This is a genomic window from Paraburkholderia sp. GAS206C, assembly GCF_050435645.1.
GTDB lineage: Bacteria > Pseudomonadota > Gammaproteobacteria > Burkholderiales > Burkholderiaceae > Paraburkholderia > Paraburkholderia phenazinium_B.
In genome coordinates, this window is sequence record NZ_JBNDKR010000013.1 from 35,395 (window position 1) to 55,484 (window position 20,090).

Sequence of the window (20,090 nt, forward strand, 5' to 3'; positions counted from 1 at the left end):
TTCCTTTTTTAATCCGATATTATTTCTGGGCTGGTAATGCATCAGTCACCGGCGGACTACGGTCGAACACGATCCGGACGTTCGCTCGACCAGCACCTCGCGGAACGGGCCAAGAAAATAGATTTTCAAACACTGTAATAATAAAAACTGGGAATTTCATGAATACGAAAATTATCGTCGCTATCGGTCTTGCAACGGCACTGTGTGGCTGCTCGGCGCTGCAACAGTCTTCGTCACAACCGCAAGCTTCATCACAACCGCAAGCTTCAGCGTCTACAGCAGCAAACAACCAGCAGTTATCTTCAACTGCCGATGGCCGCCCCATCCAGAAGGTCCGTGTCGGCCAAATCAATGGCGAAATTATCGGTACGCCTTCGAAGAACAGCAAGTTTGCGAAACTTCGGATTGGTATGGGGCAGAAGGAAGTCCAGGACTTGATCGGCATGCCTAATGATTCTCACACTTACACTACAGGCAAGGCATTTATCCCGTTCTATTTTGGAAAGGATGCCTATCGTTTTGAAACCTTTTACAAGAAAGAGGGCTCCCTTACTTTCCAGGGCGGTGGTGTGACTGGGAGCAGCGGGGTACTTATCCGCGTGAGTGTCGATACGACATCGGATGGCTATGCGCATGACAACAATTGATCGTTGCGATTAGTTTTCCGAAAGACGCCCAGTTCGTGTAATTCCAGAGAAATCGCGCACGTTGCTGGGCGTGCTGACATGCATCGCTAGCCTCGGCAGCGCAACCCCACCTGCCCACCCGGACTCGTGCACAGGTAGCCGGGCTTGTCGAACGAAGCCGGCTGGCGGGGCGAAGTGATCGTTTCGGAGCGTTCAGTCAAGCCACGCATTTCCCAAAGCGAACCTTTGACGTCCGGCTACAGCGCAGGAAGACGCTCAAACTGCATAGGTGGCCTTGGCCTCTTCCAGGTAGTCGGCAAGCCGCTTCGGAGAGCGGCCGATGAGCGATTCGAGATGGTCCGTGACGATAGAAAGATTGCCAGCCCGAACCTCTGCCTCGATTGACACCAATACAGAAATAAACACGCCCGGAACACCAGCCGCGTTCAGTTCCATGACGAGTTGCTCGTCCGACACATGGACGACGGCAAGCGGCTTGCCTGTAGCCAGGCGAGCCAGGTCGGCGATTTGTTCGGTGGACAGCGCTTCAGACCCAGTCAGTGTGTAGGTCCGGCTATCTGAGGTTGTCGTGACCAGCTCTGCGGCGATCGCTTCAGCGATGTCCTCCCTTCCGACGTACGACGTTCTCCCACCTTTGGCCGCTGTATGCCATTGCCCGCTTTTCAGCGCGTTGGGGAGCGACCTGAGCAGGTTCTCGTGATACCAGCTGTTTCTGAAAATCACGTACGGCGTACCGGTGGCCTTGATGGTCCGCTCGGTTTCCAGATGGTCCGGTGCAAAGGTCAGCAAAGAACTCCCTGGATTGGGCATCGACGTATAGGCGAGACGCTTGACTCCCGCCTCGACGGCTGACGAGACCGCATTGCGATGCTGCTTCAATCGTGTGCCTACCCCATCCAGCGCATCTGTGGAAATGATCAGGACGGTGTCGATGCCTTTGAACGCTGCGGTCAGGCCTTCCGGGTCTTCGAAGTCCGCCTTGCGAACCTCAATGCCCGCTGCCGCGAGGCTGGCAAGCTTTTCCGGGCTGCGGGTGCCGGCGACGATGCGGTCGCGCGTTACGCCGCGCGCAAGCAGATGCTTGATAACAAGCTGGCCGAGTTGACCGGATGCACCGGTGACGAAAATGGTGTCGCTCATGGACTAGCCTCATTCTGAGTGTTACTCTCGTTTTGAGAGCGCCTCGATAATCAGGCGTCTGCGCTCTTCAGTAAAGAAGGCAGTTTTTCAGGAGATAGTTACCAAATGGGAACCACCAAGCCGTCGATTGGCGATCTCAAGACAAGGCTGGACGAGGCCCGGACCCAATTCGGTCCTTTGGCGAATTGCCCGGTGCGCGACGTCATCGATATCATCAGCGGGCGCTGGAGTTCGCTGCTGATGTTGGCGCTGGCTGAGCACCCACATCGATTCGGTGAACTTCGCCGGTTGGTGCCGGACATCTCGCAGCGAATGCTCACACAGACGCTTCATGAGCTACAACGCGACGGCTACGTGAATCGCGAGGTCTTTCCCACGAAGCCACCGGGCGTCGAATACAGCCTGACTGAACTCGGTCATTCGATGTTCGAGGCGTTGAACGTTTTGATTCAATGGGCCGACGAGAATCACGCTGCAGTCACAGCGGCTCGCCGGCAATTTGATAGCCAGAGGGAATCTGCGTAAGTCGCATTGCGCCCGCCCTTATGTCGAGAACAACCACCAATGCGATAAGCCGCCGGCAACTGCTGACGCTGATCGGCAAGAACCTCGGCGCGGCCGCCATGATGCAGGGCATGAGCTCGTTGGGGTTCGCCGCCACCTCGACCTACGCCGGACCGATCAGACTTGATGGCGCGCCCAAAGGAACACGAATTCTCGTGCTCGGCGCGGGCATGGCTGGCCTCGTCGCAGCGTTTGAATTGAGGAACGCGGGTTACCAGGTGCAGGTGCTTGAGTACAACAACCGTGCGGGTGGTCGGGCCTGGACCGTTAGGGGTGGGGATCGTTATACAGAACTCGGCGGCGCCACCCAGTACTGCGATTTCGCAGACGGGCTTTACCTGAACCCAGGGCCTTGGCGCATTCCGTATCACCACCAGGGCGTGCTCGACTATGCCAAACGCCTGAAGGTACCGCTCGAGCCGTTCATCCAGGTGAATTACAACGCATACTTGCATTCGACGGAGGCTTTCGGCGGCAAGCCGCAACGATTCCGGGAGGTGCAGACCGACTATCAAGGCTATATCGCCGAGTTGCTTTCCAAAGCAATCCACAAGGAAGCACTCGATGATGCGTTGTCAGCCGACGATGCGCATCTACTACTCGAATCCTTGCGCCAATGGGGTGCGCTCGATCGGCATGGTGTCTATCAACCGAACCAGCGAAGCAGTGAACGCCGCGGATTCGCGACCGCGCATGGCGGTGGGTTGATGCCCATGGCGGTACCGTCGAATCTGCTCCCGCGCGATCCCTTGCTTGCATCCCGTCTGTGGCAATGGCTCTCGTCCGGGAACGAGCAGGACTTTCAGAGCACCATTTTCCAGCCCGTCGGCGGCATGGACAGGATTGCCCATGCGCTTTATTCGCAGGTTGCGAGTGCCGTTGTGCTCAACGCCAGAGTCACGGCCATCTCGCAGGACGAGCAGGGCGTCAGCGTGCGCTACACGGACACGGTCACTCGAGCCGAACGGAACGCGCACGCGGATTGGCTGGTGTGCACCATCCCGCTCTCGATTCTGAGTCAGATCGACATGGCGGTCGGCCCGACCATGCGCGCCGCGATCGATGCGGTGCCCTACGAGACATCCGTGAAAATCGGGCTGCAATTCGGCCGGCGATTCTGGGAAGAAGACGAGCAGATCTACGGCGGCATCACCTATACCGACCTGCCGATCTCGACGATCGGCTATCCGGCAACAGGTTACGGATCGACCGGTCCTGCGGTACTGCTTGGCGCCTACATGTGGGGACCCGCCAGCTATGAGATGGGTGCGCTGCCCCCGGCGGAACGGATCGCCATGGCATTGAGCCAGGGTAGCCAGATTCATCCGCAATATGCGAGCGAGTACCAGAACGGCTTCGCAATGAGCTGGAGCCGATCGCCGTTCACGAATGGCTGCTTCGCCGCCTGGACAGATGCATTGAGAAAGGCGCACTACGAGAATCTCTGCCAAATCGACGGACGGATCGTCCTTGCCGGGGAACACGCTTCCCATATCCCGGCATGGCAGGAAGGCGCGGTGTTGTCGTCGCTGGATGCGATCACCCGGTTGCATCGGAGAATCGTCAATGGATAGGCCGTGGTCGATCTCCGGCGCGATGCTGATGGCCTTGCTGATGGTAGCCGCGAAGGTATCGGCTCAGGCGGTGGTGCAGGACGCACCACGCGCCTTCACGCTTTCGCCTGGCTACCGCTTCACCGAAATGAGCGGCGAAGCGCTTTACAACGCTACCTGCGCGGGATGCCATATGCCGGATGGAAAAGGCGCACAGGGCGCGGGTCACTACCCGGCGCTCGCTGACAATCCGGCGGTCGAAGCGGCACCCTACGTCATCGTCAACATACTGCACGGCCGAAAGGGGATGCCATCTTTTGGCGACTCGATGAGTGACGATCAGGTTGCTGCTGTCGTCAACTACACGAGAACCCATTTCGGCAACCGGTTTGACGGGGATGTCACGGCAGGGCAGGTTAGAAGTCTGCGTTGATGTCGCGTGGCATGGCCGTCGATGAGCTCGCACAATTCCGCTACATCCGCCGCGTCCACGTGATCAGCCGGGGGCCGACAAAGCCCAGAGCGCTAGCAAGCCGACGCTTTCGCAACCGTGCCCGCGCCGCGCTCACGGTTCGACAAACCCGGAAGAGCATCAAGCGGCATCGGTTTATCGAAGAAATACCCCTGCGCCTGGGCAGCGCCCATTTCCCGCAGTATCGCGAGTGTCCCCGCATCCTCGACGCCCTCTGCGACGACCGGCAGACCGAGCGATTCCGCCATTCGCACGATCGCTGTGACGATCGCCCGGCTGCGGGCGCTCGCGGTGAGTTCGAGGATAAACGACTTGTCGATCTTCAGACCGCTGAAGCGATACTGGTGAACATAACTCAACGACGAGAATCCGGCGCCGAAGTCATCGAGTACAACAGACATGCCGTTATCTGCGAGACGCTGCATCGTGCTGCGCGCAAGATCGGGTTCGGCAACGAGCGCGCCTTCCGTCAATTCAAGGCACACGCGCGAGGGCGAGACGCCGTGCCGGTGCAACAGCGCGAGCACGTCGTCCGCAAACTCAGGCCGCGTGATACTAAAGCTCGAGCAGTTCACGTGGACGGGCGGCCAGTTCGCGCGCTCCGGCTCCGACAAAATAATGGCGACGCGGGTAAGCATGTAAAGGTCGAGTCGCCCGATTAGCCGCAAGCCTTCGAACCGCGGCAAGAACTCGCCGGGACTGACAATCCGTCCGTCAGGCTGCCGCCAGCGAATCAGCGCTTCGAGCGCGACAACGTCGCCCGTCGCGACGTCGACGATGGGCTGGAAATACGGCAGCAGTTCATCGTCGCGTTTAAGCGCATTACGCAGCGCACCTTCGCGCTCCACCTGATCCAGCACCTCCCTTCGCAGCTCGTGATTGAACACGACATAGCTGTCGCGGCCTGCGCTTTTCACGCGATACATCGCGATATCGGCGTCACGCAGGAGGTCGGCTGGCTTGTTGTGGTACTGGCAGTCGGCGTTCACAATGCCGATGCTGCACGAAGAGAAAACCGCGTGCTCGTCAATATCGAACGGCAGATCGAATGCGGCGAGTATGCGCTCCGCAATGAAAACGGCATCGCTCAACGGAGCATCTGGCGAGAGAATTGCAAATTCGTCGCCGCCGAGACGCGCCAGCAGATCGGTCGAACGCAGGCAGCCGCGCAAGCGATCCGCCGCCTGAACGAGCAACATGTCTCCGCAGTGGTGGCCGAGGCTGTCGTTCACGATCTTGAAGCGATCAAGATCAAGGAACATCACCGTCAGTTGGCTGCCCGTTTCGCAATAGGCACTCCATGCGGTCTGCAGCCTTTGGAGCAGGTGGCTCCGGTTCGGCAGCCCGGTTAGCGAGTCGTGCAAATTTTCATGCACGAGGCGTGCGTTGGCGTTGTCGAGCTCCCGCGTGCGAATCTGAACGCGGGATTCGAGTTCTGCGTTCGCCGCATGCAGGGCATCGGCGGCTCGCCGGCGGGACAGCGCGGTGTCGATATGGTGCGACACGAACGTCAGCAGTTCCTGATCGCGCTGCGAGTAACGAACGAGTGGCGCGTAGCTTTGTACGGCGAGCACTCCGCGTACGTCATCTCCATCGAACAGCGGTACCCCAAGCCACGAGCGAAGCCGCACTTCTGAAGTGTTCGTTTCGATCTCGCCTTCGGCTATCAGGCGTAATGCGCCGTCCTCGTCAAGAAGGCAAGGGCGACGCTCGCGGATCACGTATTCGGTAAGGCCGCGTCGCCCAAAGCGCGGTGGCGGTGGCTCGTGGATATGCTCGTCGACGTAGTACGGAAAGGAAACGGTCTGGGTTTCCGCATCAAAGAGTGCGATGTAGAAGTTGTGCGCGTAGAGCAGCTCACCGACGATCTGGTGCAGGCTGCCAAAGAATCCCACCATGTCTCCGGGGCGGCTCGAAAGCTCTGCGATCTGAAAGAGCGTTGCCTGCAGGTGTTCCGCACGCTCGCGCTGGGCGATGCCTTCGCGCAGCGCTGCATTGACCTGCGAGAGTTCAGAGGTGCGACGCGCGACCTGTTCCTCCAGATCGGCGCGGTGCAGGATCCGGTCTAGTGCCATGGCTACGTGCCGCGCTACCACCAGGAAGAGCTCGCGGTCCTCGGCGCTGTAGATCCGGGAGACGTCGTACACCTGCATTGCAAGCATGCCGAAGACTTCATCCGAAGCATTCTTCAGCGGCGCGCCCATCCAGAACTCGGGGCAGTCGCCGATCGGGTAGAAAATACCGGCGTCCTTTCCGGCGCGGATCGTCGCAGCATCGACGAAGAGCGGCTGACCGGTCGTCAGCACCTGGGCAGTCATCGACGGACGCGCAGGATCGAGAATGTCGAAGTTTTCCGCTTCGATGACATCGGCGTCGATCACGTCAACATAGTACGGGTAAGTGATCTTGCCGCTTTTGCGGTCGTACAGCGCCAGGTAGAAATTCTCGGCGTCGATCAGCGTACCGAGGCGCTCGTGCACGCGCCTCAGGAACTCTGCGCGATCAGGCACCGAACTCGCGAGATAGGCGATTTCATACAGCACGCGCTGCGTGTTCTGGGCACGCGCGAGGGCGTCGGTCTGAGCGCGTTCGCCCAGACTCCGGGCGAATTCCTGCAGGGATTCGTCGTCAGCAAATGCGGCTGGCGCAATGAGCCAGCCGAGCACCCGTTCGCCGCGGCCCGTGGCAAAGCGCAGCCACCCCCGGCCAGCGCAGAGTTTTACGAGACCCTGTTCGGCGATGGTTTGCGGCCAGTCGAGCGATGCATCGCCGTGGCCGGCAAGGTGCAACTGCTCGCCCGCGCGATACCAGGCCCACGTTTCGGCCCATGGCTGGCTGCCGTTCCTCACCGCCCGCAATTGGGCATCGATTGCCGGCGCAGCCAGCGCGGTGCTCTCCGCCGGATTTTCGCGTGCGGATGCGTCAGCCATCGGAAGACGCTCGTTCGTCGTGCAACGCCAAACCTCAACCTCACTCAAATGTTTGTCGGTGGTGTGTATTCCGCGAGGGCGCGCAGCCGCTTTTTTTTGGATACGCTCCTTGTGCTAACGGCACGGGAAGCTGAGGCTTGAAGGGTTTTTGATAGCCGAATGCGTCGAGCCTGCGCCGCAGCAGGGAAGAATAAGGCGTGGCGCAGAAATATCAAAATTGCCAATAAATACGCGCGACTGACATCATTCCTTCAGAATGTTCTTCGCCTGCCGTTAATTCACGTAGCGGTCGCTAACTTTCATGGGCTTCTTTTCAGGTGCCGCATCGCAACGGTGAACGAGATTTCTGAGGCATTATGTCCTGGCGAGAATTACCGGATCTGTTCTCGGTCGGATTACTGATCTACGCATTTGTAGCGGTCGCACGGCCTGCCGGCTCGACCATGACCCGGCTTTGGTTGCGCGGCTGGATCTGCATCGAAATACACTTCGCCGCGTATTCGTTTCTCGCGTTGCCCGGAGCTTGGGGCGCGGCGGCAGATGCCATCGGCACGGCCGCGCTCATCTGGTGTGCGCAGCTCTTCTGCTGGTCAATGGACGCGGAGCCTCGGCATTGGAGTAGCCGGCTCATGTTCTGGAGCCGTGCGCTCGTCTACACGTTGTACATCTGCCTTGCGGATTGGCCCGGCGTGCCTGCGCCGCCGAGAATGGTTGTTGCGACCTTGCTCGCGCTGGTCCCGCTTGCCATCTTCTGCGCTTATCCGCCTGTGCAGCGAACCACTACGCGCCTTACAACGGTGGTGCTCGACATTGCTCTAGCCGTCGCCCTGTTATTTTGCGAAATGCTCCCCGCAACCCTGGGCGTGCAGACAGCGACGATGCTTTGCGCCGCCTACCTGTACTGCTGCATTCAGTGCTGGTTCATGCTGAAGGCGCGCACCGGTGGCTTTATCGTCACGTTCGTCGGGCTGTTGACCTGGGCGGCGGTTTTTCCTATGGGGCTGCTCACAGACCTCTGGCTGCCCAAAGTTGAGTTCGACGTCGAAATGTGGAATCTGCCCAAGTTCCTGGTTGCGGTCGGCATGATCATGTTGCTGCTTGAAAATCAGCTCAAGCAGAATCAACATCTGGCGGACCACGATGAGCTGACCGGCTTGCCAAACCGAAGGCTGTTCGAAAGCCGGCTGGGCGCGGCGCTCTCGCGGGCACAGCAGAAAGGTGTCAGGGTCGCTGTGCTGGCGATCGATCTGGATGGATTCAAGTCGATCAATGACAGATTCGGCCATCGTGCCGGCGACCTGGCGTTGCAGGATGTCGCGCATCGCTTTGCTGGCTGTGTCCAAAGCGGCGACACTCTGGCGAGGACCGGTGGCGACGAATTTAGCCTTCTACTTGAGTGCCCGATGAATCGGGACGCCGCTGTCAGTCTCGCCAAATGCCTGCAGGATAGCTTGATGGCGCCTGCGAAGGTGTCAGGCGAGCAGGTCCAACTGGGCGCAAGCATTGGCATCGCGCTTTTTCCAGAAGACGCCGGAACGCTGGATCAACTGTGTTCGCTGGCGGATCAGCGGATGTATGCGGCGAAGCGGGATGCGCAGCTTTTGGCGCAAACGGCTTGATCAGATCCCCGACTGCAGCTTCTCTCCGAGAAACACACCGATAGCCTCGAGAGCCTCTCCCGAAGCCTTTAACGTTCCAATCCTGCCGGGGAATCCGTGTGGCATCCCCATCCAGACATCGACCCGTGCATCGATACCTGCGGCGAAGGCGCGCTGGACATATTCACGTGAGTCATCCAGTAGCACTTCATCGTCTCCCACGTGAACGCGAACGGGAGGTAAACCGCTCAACGGTGCATGGAGCGGCGAAGCGTGGGGATGTTTGGGATCGGCACCACGCAAATAGGAATGCACAAGTTCGGACACTTGAGCGCGTGTGAAAAGCGGATCGGCGTCTGCGCGTGTCTCGTAGGTGGCGCCCGAGAGCGTCAGATCGGTAACGGGTGACAGGGCAACCACGCCAACAAGCGTCGCCTTCGCAGGGACGTCGTTGCCGGCGATGCGCGAGGCGAGGATCAGGGCGAGATTACCGCCGGCCGAGTTTCCGGTGATAGCAATCCGCTCGATGTTCCTCTCGCCAAGTCCGAGATAGCAGGCCAGCACATCGTCAACGGCTGCGGGGAACGGATGCTCGGGAGCCAGCCGATAGTCCGGAACGAAGGCCCTTAGTCCGCTTCTCGCCGCGATATGCGCGACAAGATGGCGGAATGCGTTGGCGGAGCCGAAGTTAAACCATCCTCCATGCAAATGGATGATCGCCTCGCCCGGCCGACAGTGCTCAGGAATCACCCAGATGCCTGGGACGCCGCCCACTGCGTCTTGTTCGAACGTCACGTTTTCGTGCGGCAAAACGCTTTCCATCATGGCATCGAAGGCCCCGCGCGCTTCGATCCCCAGCCTCACCCCTTTGGTGGAACTGGCGCCGGCTCGCATCATCGCGATGATCTTGCCGTCCTCAGGATCGAGTGGATGCGTCACGACAAAAGAGTTAGATACGCCGTTGGCGGGTGAATTTTCCATCGCTAACTCCTTTATCGTGTAAGAGACATCGTCCGGCGATCGGACCTATGCACGGATAGTAGAGTGGCAGCGAGGGCGCGCATATCTCCTGAATTGCAAAGCAACTTTGCGCGTGGTAGAACGCCGGACATTCGTTGCCGGCAGGATAGGACCCTGCCGCCGCAGGCAACGCGCTACGCGGCAAGGTGTCGTTTTGCGAGCCGTTCAACTGAGCGGCGGCTGAGGCCGCCCTTTAAAACGTCACCGCTGTACGCAAGCTGGCGACGGCAACGGCATTCAGGCGAATCTGATATTGGTGCGAGTAATTGAGTGTATAGCCGGTGGACGTACCGGGTGCCGCGACCAGGTACACGCTGCCGCCCAATACGGTTCCCGCCTTAACGAAGTTACCCTCATAGACATTGCCGTTGAGCTGGTAAAAGGTCCTGTAGGTAGGTGTCGTCAGGTTAGGGCGCACCGCCGAAGACACATACGTCGTCACGCCGTTGATCGACGACACGCTGCCATTGGTCAGCGTGTAGGTCGTGCCGTCATCGTTCGAGACAATGCCTCCTGCAGCCATCAAAGCGGCGATGGTCGTACCGCCTGCCACTGGATCGGGCGTATTGCCCGTTGTAGAACCGGCGTAATCGACAACCGTATAGGTATCAGCAACTTCGGTCGCCGTGTATTGAAGATATGCGGAACCAGTGCCCCAGACGGCCGATGCACTGAGTAGCGATGCGTTGTAGTAAAGCGCATTGAACCATTGCGCCAGAGCGGTCGGAGCGGCCGCGACGGCTCCGCTCAAGGGGACCACCGAAAGATTGCTGCGCAACTGGCTTGCTACCACCGTCACGCCATCGGTCGCAAGAGCGTCGACCACGATGCCGGTGCCCTGGAAACTCGCAGTGTTAAGCGATCCGGAGCCCACGACTATTGCACCGTTGATCAGGTAGCGGCCATTGTCGAAGGTGGTCGGAACACTTAACGTGGCGGCAAGCGACGTCGACGGAGTGCCGTTCAGCGGTTGTGTGCCGGTGGACGGAGACGCGGCAGTCGACGCATGCGATTCAATCAGATAGTTAGTGCCGTTTACCGGCGTGCCTGAGGCTGGCAATGACCATTGAACGTTGTATGAGGCATTCGGCGCCAGCGCAAACTGTTCGAATGCTTTCTGATCCGCACTCAGGCCCGCAGTCGAAGATGAACTGCTACCTCCACCTCCCCCACCACACCCTATCAGTAGAACTGACAAAGTAACCGCGATCGCTATCCCTGGTCGATTGATGTTTTTCATTTTTCTTGGTTGTAAGCCTGCTGTTATATTTTTGAATTGCTTTAGTTGGACGCGTGCGCCAAGTCAAAGCAATGTGGTGGTATCTCTCTATACCGTTTTATTCGGCGTTAATAATTTATCACCCTCCTGATTCGGAGGGTGATATTTGGTAACGGATTTTTCCAGGGCGCACGTTACCAAATATTCAACTTCTATCTATAGTTCATCGCTTCAAGATCGGCGATCAGTCCCGGCCCCTTCGGCTGCCACGAAAGTCGTTCCTGCGTAAGCGCGCCGGATGCGGGCATGTCGCGGCTGACGAATGGACTGAGCCAATCGAAGTTTGCGGGTGCCTCCTCAGCGGCAATGCTCTTTACCGGTACGTTTAGACCTCGACCGATGGTTTCGGCAATCGTCCGAAGCGATATACCTTCTTCGTCGACCGCGTGGTATCGGCTGCCCGCTACGTTTTTCTGCATCGCCAGCACATAGACACGGACTGCATCGCTGAGGTGCACTGCAGCCCAACGATTAAGCCCGTCGCCGACATAGGCGGAAACGCCTTTCTCTCGAGCCAGTTGAATCAGATTGGTAATAAGCCCTTGCTTGACGGGAGTGTGGACTTGCGGAAGCCGCACCACCGATACGTGGGCGCCACGCTGTGCCAGAGCAATCGCAGTTAGTTCCGACGCATTACGCGGGCTCGGGTGGTCGGGATTCGTGTAGTCCTCCGTTGCCGGCTTGCCAGGCGCAGAGGTACCCAACATGCAAACGGAGGTAATGACGAGAGGGCGTTGCGAGCCGAGCAGCGCAGTACCCATTGCTTCGACAGCTTGCCGGTCTGCTTCACAGTTCGCAGCGAACCTTGTGAAGTCGTGATTAAAGGCAGTGTGGATGACACCGTCGGCCATACCCGCGCCGCGGCGCAGGCTGTCGAGGTCCTCGACATCGCCACGATGCACTTCGGCCCCGATCGCGGCGAGCGAACGCGCACCATCCTCCGATCGCGTCAGTCCGAGTACCTGATGGCCGCCATTGATGAGTTCCTGGGCAATGGCGGAACCTAGAAAGCCGGTCGCACCGGTAACAAAAATACGCATGATGAATTGGCCTTTATGTAGGTTAAGGGCTGCAGTCGCAGTCCAACGATGCCTAATGTAGGCGTCGCCCGTGATACGATCAATGTCATATAGTCCGCATTTTTAGATCAATCGTCCGGGAATCTCATGGACCCGCTCTCAGATCTGTTGTCCCTGCTAAAACCTCGCAGCGTTGTATCGGGTGGTGTTGCAGTGAAGCCCAACACGGCGATTCAATGGCCGCGACATGAAGGCATCAAGTGCTATGCGGTAGCCTCCGGTCAATGCTGGTTATCCGTGGATGGCGTTGCCGACCCGGTGCTTCTCACTGCTGGCGACTGCTATTTGCTGCCGCCGGGTCCGCCTTTCTGTCTCGCCACTGACCTTTCGGCGAAGCCTGTGGACTTTGCACAACTGCGGATAACAGGCGGCCTGGATAGCAATCCCGCTAGCAGCGAAGGCGGAGGGTGTTATCTCGTCGGCGGCCACTTTGTCCTCACTGGCGGCCACACCGAGTTGCTGCTGGGCTCGTTACCGGCCATCGTGCATATCCGCAAGGAATCGGATAGGGCGGCGATGCGTTGGTCGCTCGAGCGCATGACCGAAGAGATGCGCGATCGGCAACCTGGGGGATCGTTGATCGCCCAGCAACTCGCCTACATGTTGCTGGTTCAGGCACTGCGCCTGCATCTGGGCGATAAGGCGAATGCGGGCGTGGGCTGGCTCTTCGCATTGGCGGATAAACAGCTAAGCGCGGCACTCACCTGCATGCACGATGACCCGGGGCATCCGTGGACGTTGCAGTCGCTGGCTGTTCGCGTAGGCATGTCACGCTCGAGTTTCGCGCTGCGCTTCAAGGAGACCGTGGGGACGTCCCCAATGGAGTACCTGACCCGCTGGCGGATGCTGTTGGCGTGCGACCGGCTGAAGAATCCGGACGACTCCATTCCTCGCATTGCCGCATCGCTCGGCTACGAGTCCGAAAGCGCGTTCGGCAAGGCTTTCAAACGCGTCGTAGGCTGTTCGCCGAGGCAGCACAGCCGGCAGAGCACGACGTCACGCAGTTACGATATTCTCTCCTTCCGCACAATCGACGGGACACCGCTATGATCCGCTTCACATCCCTGCTGGCCACGGCAGGAATGTTCGTACTGACCGGCCTCGTGCCGGCCCACGCTGCGACAACTGAGCCTGCTTCCGAACAGGCAGCCGATTTCACCGAACACGACTTCCATTTCGCCGACGGCGCTACGTTGCCGGATATTCATATCCACTACGCCACCTTAGGCACGCCACGGCGCGATGCGCACGGCGAGATCGACAACGCGGTGCTGCTGATGCACGGCACTACCGGCACCGGCAAAGCTTTCCTCACGCCGACCATGCGCCAGGAACTCTTCGCTCCCGGCGAACCGCTCGACACGAGCCGGTACTTCATCGTGATGCCCGATGGCCTGGGCCGAGGCGGTTCAAGCAAGCCGAGCGATGGCATGCACGCGAGATTTCCGCACTACGGCTATGGCGATGTTGTCGAGGCTAACCATCGTTTGCTCGTCGAGGGTTTGCATATTCGTCATCTGCGCCTGGTGCTCGGTACGTCGATGGGTGGCATGCAGACGTGGATGTGGGGTGAGCGCTATCCGGAGATGGCGGATGCGTTGATGCCGATTGCCAGCCAACCCATCCCGATGGCCGGCCGCAACTGGCTCTGGCGGCAGATGATCGTCGGCGCGATTCGCAACGACCCGGGCTGGCAGGGCGGCGACTACACCGTGCCGCCCACCCAATGGACTCGCGTGATGCCGGTTTTCACGATCTTCACCAACAATCCGGCTCGCATGCAAAGCGAAGCTCCAGATCGCGACGCGGCCACGCATCTGTACGACACGCTGGTCGACAACGCCCAGAAGAGCGACGCCAACGACGTGCTGTACTGGTTCGAATCGTCGTGGGACTACAACCCGGCGCCTGATCTGTCGAAGATTCGCGCGCGATTGTTTGCCGTCAACTTTGCCGACGATCTGATCAACGCCGCGGACTTAGGCATCATGCAACGGGAGATGAAAGCGGTGCCGAACGGTGGGTACGTCGAAATACCCGAGACTGCGCATTCTTACGGCCACCAGACCCTCGCTCATCCTGAAGTATGGAAGCCCTACCTGGTGCAGTTGCTGAGCGACACGGCCCAGGCTCACTGACCGATGCAATGACCGAAGGACGCCAGCACGGTCATCCCGTATCGTGCCGGCGCAAGCGTTTCTGATGGCCCGTTGCAGGACCCATCACGCGTCCTGCAACGGGCCGTAACATGGTGACGAAGCTGTTACTACGCTTTTGCTACGCCGTTCTCAGCCCGTTGAACACCTGAAGTTCGAATTGCCCCTTCATTTTCCCGATCTATTGCCGTAAACCCCAATGACCGCGCGCGCCTTTCCGGTGCGACGTTTTCCTGTTCCGCTGGCTGTGCCTTGAGGCGTCTATGTTTTCCAACATCACGATCCGCGCCCGTCTCGCCCTTGCGATGGGCTTCCTCGGCTTGCTCATGACGATTGGCGCTGTTCTGGGCGTGGTTGGCATTGCCCTGAGCAACGCAGATCAGAAGGAGCTCTATTCCAACGAACTCGCGTCGGCGATTGCGATCGGCAAGTTCAATTTCTTCTACGCGCGCGGCCGGCTGGTGCTGGACCGGATTGCTGCTCAGCCAGATCGTCCGGATGTCGCAAGCCTCGAAACTCGCGCACGCGAGCAGTTTGCGATCGGCGACCAGGCTTGGCAGACCTACCGTGCGCTACCCTCGGTGCCGCAAGAGCAGCAGCTGGCCGAAGCGGTCGAAGCCAAGCGGACGCTTGCCATGAACGGGCCGGTTGCCCAGGTGTTTGCCGCGATCGACCGGCGAGACACCGCGCAACTGGCCGATCTGATCTCGAACAAGATGACGGCGCCGTTTAACGAAATCACGGACCGTTCCGCTGAGCTCGAGAGAATGCAGGCGGATCAGGCACGCAGCCGGTACGACACCGCGCAGGATCGTTTCCACACGATTCTCGCGCTCGCCGCGGTCGGTCTTCTGATCGGGCTGTCGATGGCTGCATTCGCATGGCATGCGCTGCGCAAATCGATTGCAGGCCCGCTCGATGAGGCCATGCACCACTTCCGCGCGATTGCCGATGGCGACCTCAGCCGGCACATCGAGGTACGTTCGCGCGACGAAATGGGTCAGATGCTGCAAGACCTGCGCATGATGCAGTCCCGCCTCAGGGAGGCGATGGTCTCGGTGCGCGACGGAGCGCAATCCATCTCCACGGCGACCGCGCAGATCTCTGCGGGCAACACCGATTTGTCGCAGCGAACCGAAGAGCAGGCGGCTTCGCTCGAAGAAACCGCCTCGAGCATGTCGGAGCTGACTTCGACCGTGCGCCAGAACGCCGACAATGCACGTCAGGCGAGCGATCTCGCGAGAGTCGCGGTAGGTGTTGCGCACGAAGGCAGCGATGTCGTTTCAAAGGTCGTGACGACGATGGACGAGATCAACGCGAGCTCGAAGCAGATTGCCGACATCATTGGCGTGATCGAGGGCATTGCTTTCCAGACCAATATCCTCGCGTTGAACGCGGCAGTCGAAGCGGCGCGAGCAGGTGAGCAGGGACGGGGCTTTGCGGTCGTGGCGGGCGAAGTGCGTACGTTGGCGCAACGCAGCGCATCGGCGGCCAAGGAAATCAAAACGCTTATCAGCGAGTCGGTCAACCGGGTGGGGAACGGCACCGAGCTGGTCGGTCGCGCTGGCAAGACGATGACGGAGATCAACGACGCGGTGCGCCGCGTGACCGACATCATGGCCGAGATTGCGGCTGCGTCCGAAGAGCAGAGCGACGGCATCGAGCAGGTCAACAAAGCCGTCTCGCAGATGGATGAAGTTACGCAGCGCAACGCAGCGCTGGTCGAGCAGGCGGCGGCCGCGGCCGTCTCGCTCGAGGAGCAGGCCACCCGCATGAGCGATGTGGTGGCGGTGTTCCAGTTGCCGGTTTGAATCGACGTGGGTCGCGCGGCTTTGTAATACGCCGATGCAAGCGCGTAGCGAGCGCCGACGGCGTTATGCGCTTGCTGGCCCCGGTAGGGTGGGTTTGCGCTGCAAACCGCTGAGAAGGAGCAGTGCCACGCCAAGCATGATTCCCATGTCGGCGACGTTGAACACGCCTGTTCGCAGTGTTCCGATTCCCACGTTCAGGAAATCGAAGACGCGGCCGTCGTAGAGACAACGGTCGAGCAGATTGCTAAGACCACCGCCCAAAATGCTCGCGATGCCAACCACTTCCAGGCGGCCGGCTCTTGGCGAACGCATTAGCCAGACACACAGGCCGACGAGGATCGCCAGCACGCCGTATATGAAAACCAGATTGCGAGTCGCGTCGGACATTCCTGCGCCAAGGCTCAAGAATGCACCGTGGTTATAAGTTGGAAACACCAGGAGGCTTCCTGCCACGAGTGACAGCATGTCTCCTGGGGTCAAGATCTGCTTGAACAATGCCTTTGTAAGCTGGTCGATTATGATCCAGCCAAGCGCGCAGAGCACTGCGGTGGCGATTCGCTGTTTTGTCGTCATTGGAGATGCCGCATATAGACGGGGAAGGAGTCCGTTGTATTGTAGCCAGGCTTTTGCTTGCGTCCAGCCGGTTTGATCCACAGTCAGCAACCGATGGATGGCGGTCTCTTTGGCCTGAAAGGTCCTGTCGAATCGTTACAATGCTTCGATGAACCATGTCCCGCATCCGCATCGAGAGCAAGACATGCTGACCTCCTATTTCTGGAGCGGCGACGCTATCCGCAGCCGGCGCGTTAGCGACATCGTTCTATTCGACACGATCGACGTGCCCGTGCCGCCCGTGCGTCTGCTTGCGGATTGGGACAGGGAGATATCGTCGCGCATGGTTCTGGAGCCCGGCGACGTCGAAGTCATGCCTTTAGCGCGGGCACGTGCCCGCTGGCCCGATTACTCGCGCTGCGTGCAGACGATGCTCGACTGGACGTCCTCGCTTGGACTGCCCGATGTGCTGGCGTCTAGTGACATAGCCCTCATGGCCAGCCGCGGTGCGCGCTATCACTATGACGGTGAGCAATATGGCAGCGCGGCCTTTTGCAATCTCTTCCTGAGTGAGGACAAAGGGCTGGACCTGCATTTTCCCTCTTTGGACCTTCGTATTCCTCTAACCCGCGGAACGGCGGTCATATTCGACACATGCCAGCCGCATGGCGTAATTCCGCGCGGCAGTAATGGTTTTAATGTGCCTGATTTCACGCCTGATCAGGATTGGGAGCAGATATTCCTGACCTGGGAGCTACCCATCGAAGATATCCACGTAGCGCACGCGCTTAAGGTCGACTTCGATATCGACCCTTCGACCGAGTTGCAACTGGACACAGAGCAGGTCTGCCTGAACGGCGAACGTGTCGCGGTGTGCCCGGAGTCTGGTCGCTGGCGCTCGGCCGACTAGCTTTCTGGGCCGCGTCGGGGCCTGTATCATGACAGGCTTGCGCCCGTTAGAAAGCCCGCGCAGCGGGGCCGCCCAACGTCAACGCATCCATTCACGATTACCCAGAGGAACGCCATGTCGGCCGCAACGCAATTCGATCAAGTTTCCGTTATCAAACGAGCCAACGTCTACTTCGACGGCAAATGTGTCTCGCATACCGTTCTCTTCGCCGACGGCACCCGCAAGACCCTCGGCGTGATCTTGCCCGGCACGCTCAACTTCGGGACCGACGCGCCGGAACTCATGGAAGTGCAGGCCGGCCAATGCCGCATTCGCCTCGAAGGCAGTGACGAGTGGAAGACATACGGTGCGGGTGAGACATTCTCGGTGCCCGGCAAGAGCCGCTTCGATATCGACGTGATCGAAACGCTGGACTACGTCTGCACGTATCTGTAAGCGCAGGGCAGTGGGGCGTGCGGCGCCCCGTACTCATGCAATCAAGGCACACTACGGTTGCTCCCACCCCTTCCTGTATCGAACGCGCCGCAACCAGGTCGTGCCACAGCGCACGCCAGTGATTGAATTCGACGGTCAGCAGGTTATAGCTCGTCATTGGCCGTGTCGAGCGAGATCTGAATCGTGCCGGGTTAAAGCCCCAGACAAATCGCCCCGGCTGCGACGATCATGCATGCGAGCCAGCACTTTGCGCTTACCGTTTCCCGCAAGAATACTCGCCCGATCAGCACTGCAAATACCACGCTGGTTTCGCGCAACGCGGACACCGCACCCATCGCGCCCGACTGCAGTGCCCAGATTACGATGCCATATGCAGCGATCGATACCACACCGCCAATCAGCGACGAACCGACCGACAGCGGCGCCTCTCGCACCGGTTCCCACAGCGCCGTGAGCCCACGCACCGCGACGAACAGCACCGGCATCAGCCAATAGAACATGAACATCCACGCGGTGTAGGCGAGCGCCTGGCCGCCGGATAAGCGCACGCCGATGCCGTCGATCACCGTGTAGACCGCGATTGTCGCGCCGGTTGTCAGCGCAGCCAGCACGCCTGCGCGCGACACGTGTTGCCCCTGCAGCGCGATCGCGATGATGCCACCGGAGATCATTGCAATCCCGAGAGCGTGCAAGGGGCCGATCGCTTCGTGTGCGAAGAGTGCTGCGCCGAGCGTGACAAGCAGCGGCGACGAGCCGCGCGCGACCGGATACGCTTGTGCCAGATCGTTGCGGCGATATGACCGCACGAGCGTCACGTTATAGACGATATGAACGAGTCCCGATGCGCCGATGTACGGCCACGCCGCGCGGGCTGGCCACGGTACGAACAGGACGACGAGCGTGGAGATTGCCGCGATGGCGATGCTCATCCACGTCATGGAGAGGAACCGGTCGCGATTGCCATGCAGCATCGCGTTCCAGCTCGCGTGAAGCAGGGCGGCAAGCAGAACGAAACCGCCAGCATAACTAAGCATTTAGATTTGTAGCCAAGGGTATGGCAAACAGGATATCTATCCCGGCATCAGCTGACAAACCATATAAGTTGAGATCTCACGTTAGATAAACTCTCGTGAGTGAGAAGGCATGGCTCATTGACCGCGGCGGGCAGGCGCCGCGGTCAACGGCTGACCCTTAGGCGTCTCAGCGGATGGGCGCTTCGAGAAGACAACCAAACTCCTGGGCAAATTCGACAGACACCCGTGCGTGGACGGCACCCTGTTTGTCGAAGAACCGTTGCGTGCCGCCAAGCGTGAACACGCCTTCATGCCAGATGTTTGGATGGATGTAGAGGCCCTGTTGCCCGTCGAAGCGAAAGCACACGAACTTCTCTGGTGCAATGTCATCCCCGGGTAACGCTAAGGGGATGTAGAAGGGGCGGTGGTCGAGCGGGAAAAACAGTTGCCCGCCGTCAGGATGATAGTTCGCATGCCAAAGCAACATGCGCTCCGGCGCATGCGGATTGTCTTCGCGGGCCGCTTCTGGTTCTGTTGCGTATGCCAGGACGTAGTGACCGCCTACAGCCTCGTTTCGACCGTAGAGAATGTCGCCACGCCACTCGCTCACGAAGACGCCCTCGGTCGTGCCTGCCTGATCACCGGTGTCCGCGTCGATGGGTCTTGAACCCACCCTCGGCCATTGCACGATTTCGATTGAGCACTCACGCGGGTCTTCGACAAGCTTGCCAAAGCCTTCAAGTGTCGACGGGGTCGCGTCAACCACGGGCATCGTCACGCGGCGGAGCCCAGAAGGAAGAGCGGGATTGAGGTAATCGATAGGTTCGGACATGGAGACAGTTTACACGACTCGGCCGTACCTGTTCGCTTCCGCGGGCACCTTGGAAGACGCGCCGCCTGTCCGGCTGGATCACGCAAGCTGCGCCGCGGC

18 protein-coding genes are annotated in these 20,090 nt (G+C 59.6%); 10 read left to right on the plus strand and 8 right to left on the minus strand.

Translation table 11 applies throughout. The features are described from left to right. Positions 1-158 precede the first annotated feature (158 nt). A complete protein-coding gene (locus tag P3T20_RS31520) occupies positions 159-647 on the plus strand; it encodes a hypothetical protein (RefSeq protein WP_429288857.1) in 489 nt (162 codons plus the stop codon). Between the two features lie 255 nt (positions 648-902). Here P3T20_RS31520 and P3T20_RS31525 read toward each other — a convergent pair whose 3' ends face one another. Next, positions 903-1,787 carry an SDR family oxidoreductase gene (locus tag P3T20_RS31525; protein WP_429288858.1) on the minus strand — a complete coding sequence of 295 codons (885 nt, stop codon included), beginning with the start codon at positions 1,785-1,787 and terminating at the stop codon, positions 903-905. Positions 1,788-1,892: 105 nt separating this feature from the next. Here P3T20_RS31525 and P3T20_RS31530 point away from each other — a divergent pair, with 105 nt between their 5' ends. Genes P3T20_RS31530 through P3T20_RS31540 form a run of 3 tightly spaced genes read left to right on the plus strand, consistent with a single transcriptional unit; the run spans position 1,893 to position 4,337 of the window. Beyond that, positions 1,893-2,312 (plus strand): winged helix-turn-helix transcriptional regulator, encoded by a 420-nt coding sequence (locus tag P3T20_RS31530; protein WP_074267317.1) that lies wholly within the window; start codon positions 1,893-1,895, stop codon positions 2,310-2,312. 20 nt (positions 2,313-2,332) lie between these two features. Continuing rightward, on the plus strand, positions 2,333-3,925 hold the full coding sequence (locus P3T20_RS31535; RefSeq protein WP_429288859.1) for an NAD(P)/FAD-dependent oxidoreductase: 1,593 nt from the start codon (positions 2,333-2,335) through the stop codon (positions 3,923-3,925). Then, a complete protein-coding gene (locus P3T20_RS31540) occupies positions 3,918-4,337 on the plus strand; it encodes a c-type cytochrome (protein WP_429288860.1) in 420 nt (139 codons plus the stop codon). The genes P3T20_RS31535 and P3T20_RS31540 overlap by 8 nt, the downstream gene beginning before the upstream one ends. 92 nt (positions 4,338-4,429) lie before the next feature. Here P3T20_RS31540 and P3T20_RS31545 read toward each other — a convergent pair whose 3' ends face one another. Then, the gene (locus tag P3T20_RS31545; protein ID WP_429288861.1) at positions 4,430-7,306 is read right to left on the minus strand and encodes a sensor domain-containing phosphodiesterase; all 2,877 of its coding nucleotides are present in this window, start codon (positions 7,304-7,306) and stop codon (positions 4,430-4,432) included. Positions 7,307-7,749: 443 nt separating this feature from the next. On the opposite strand from P3T20_RS31545, the gene P3T20_RS31550 reads away from it, so the two are divergent. Continuing rightward, on the plus strand, positions 7,750-8,925 hold the full coding sequence (locus P3T20_RS31550) for a GGDEF domain-containing protein (protein ID WP_429288862.1): 1,176 nt from the start codon (positions 7,750-7,752) through the stop codon (positions 8,923-8,925). Here P3T20_RS31550 and P3T20_RS31555 read toward each other — a convergent pair whose 3' ends face one another. The 3 genes from P3T20_RS31555 to P3T20_RS31565 all read right to left on the minus strand — a co-directional run bounded on the left by P3T20_RS31555 (position 8,926) and on the right by P3T20_RS31565 (position 12,243). Then, on the minus strand, positions 8,926-9,885 hold the full coding sequence (locus P3T20_RS31555) for an alpha/beta hydrolase (RefSeq protein ID WP_429288863.1): 960 nt from the start codon (positions 9,883-9,885) through the stop codon (positions 8,926-8,928). 232 nt (positions 9,886-10,117) lie between these two features. After that, positions 10,118-10,984, minus strand: a complete 867-nt coding sequence (locus P3T20_RS31560) for a hypothetical protein (RefSeq protein WP_429288864.1) — start codon at positions 10,982-10,984, stop codon at positions 10,118-10,120. Between the two features lie 371 nt (positions 10,985-11,355). Further along, complete coding sequence (locus P3T20_RS31565) at positions 11,356-12,243, minus strand: SDR family oxidoreductase (RefSeq protein WP_429288865.1); 888 nt, start codon at positions 12,241-12,243, stop codon at positions 11,356-11,358. Positions 12,244-12,369: 126 nt separating this feature from the next. Here P3T20_RS31565 and P3T20_RS31570 point away from each other — a divergent pair, with 126 nt between their 5' ends. From P3T20_RS31570 to P3T20_RS31580, 3 genes are all read left to right on the plus strand, one after another. After that, positions 12,370-13,332 carry an AraC family transcriptional regulator gene (locus P3T20_RS31570; RefSeq protein WP_429288866.1) on the plus strand — a complete coding sequence of 321 codons (963 nt, stop codon included), beginning with the start codon at positions 12,370-12,372 and terminating at the stop codon, positions 13,330-13,332. Further along, a complete protein-coding gene (locus tag P3T20_RS31575; protein ID WP_429288867.1) occupies positions 13,329-14,420 on the plus strand; it encodes an alpha/beta fold hydrolase in 1,092 nt (363 codons plus the stop codon). Before P3T20_RS31570 ends, P3T20_RS31575 begins: the two co-directional genes overlap by 4 nt. Positions 14,421-14,701: 281 nt before the next feature. After that, positions 14,702-16,249, plus strand: a complete 1,548-nt coding sequence (locus tag P3T20_RS31580; RefSeq protein ID WP_074267327.1) for a methyl-accepting chemotaxis protein — start codon at positions 14,702-14,704, stop codon at positions 16,247-16,249. Positions 16,250-16,312: 63 nt separating this feature from the next. On the opposite strand, the gene lspA is transcribed toward P3T20_RS31580, so the two are convergent. Beyond that, positions 16,313-16,822, minus strand: coding sequence for a signal peptidase II (lspA, locus tag P3T20_RS31585; RefSeq protein ID WP_429288868.1), 510 nt, complete (start codon positions 16,820-16,822; stop codon positions 16,313-16,315). Positions 16,823-17,006: 184 nt separating this feature from the next. Here lspA and P3T20_RS31590 point away from each other — a divergent pair, with 184 nt between their 5' ends. Both P3T20_RS31590 and P3T20_RS31595 read left to right on the plus strand, forming a co-directional pair. Then, complete coding sequence (locus P3T20_RS31590; protein ID WP_429288869.1) at positions 17,007-17,711, plus strand: hypothetical protein; 705 nt, start codon at positions 17,007-17,009, stop codon at positions 17,709-17,711. Between the two features lie 114 nt (positions 17,712-17,825). Further along, the gene (locus P3T20_RS31595; RefSeq protein WP_122157017.1) at positions 17,826-18,146 is read left to right on the plus strand and encodes a pyrimidine/purine nucleoside phosphorylase; all 321 of its coding nucleotides are present in this window, start codon (positions 17,826-17,828) and stop codon (positions 18,144-18,146) included. Positions 18,147-18,337: 191 nt separating this feature from the next. Here the strand turns inward: P3T20_RS31595 and P3T20_RS31600 are convergent, their stop codons facing one another. Both P3T20_RS31600 and P3T20_RS31605 read right to left on the minus strand, forming a co-directional pair. Then, entirely contained in the window at positions 18,338-19,180 is an 843-nt protein-coding gene (locus tag P3T20_RS31600; RefSeq protein ID WP_429288870.1) for an EamA family transporter, read from the minus strand. 166 nt (positions 19,181-19,346) lie between these two features. Next, entirely contained in the window at positions 19,347-19,991 is a 645-nt protein-coding gene (locus tag P3T20_RS31605) for an ureidoglycolate lyase (protein WP_429288871.1), read from the minus strand. Positions 19,992-20,090: the final 99 nt, after the last annotated feature.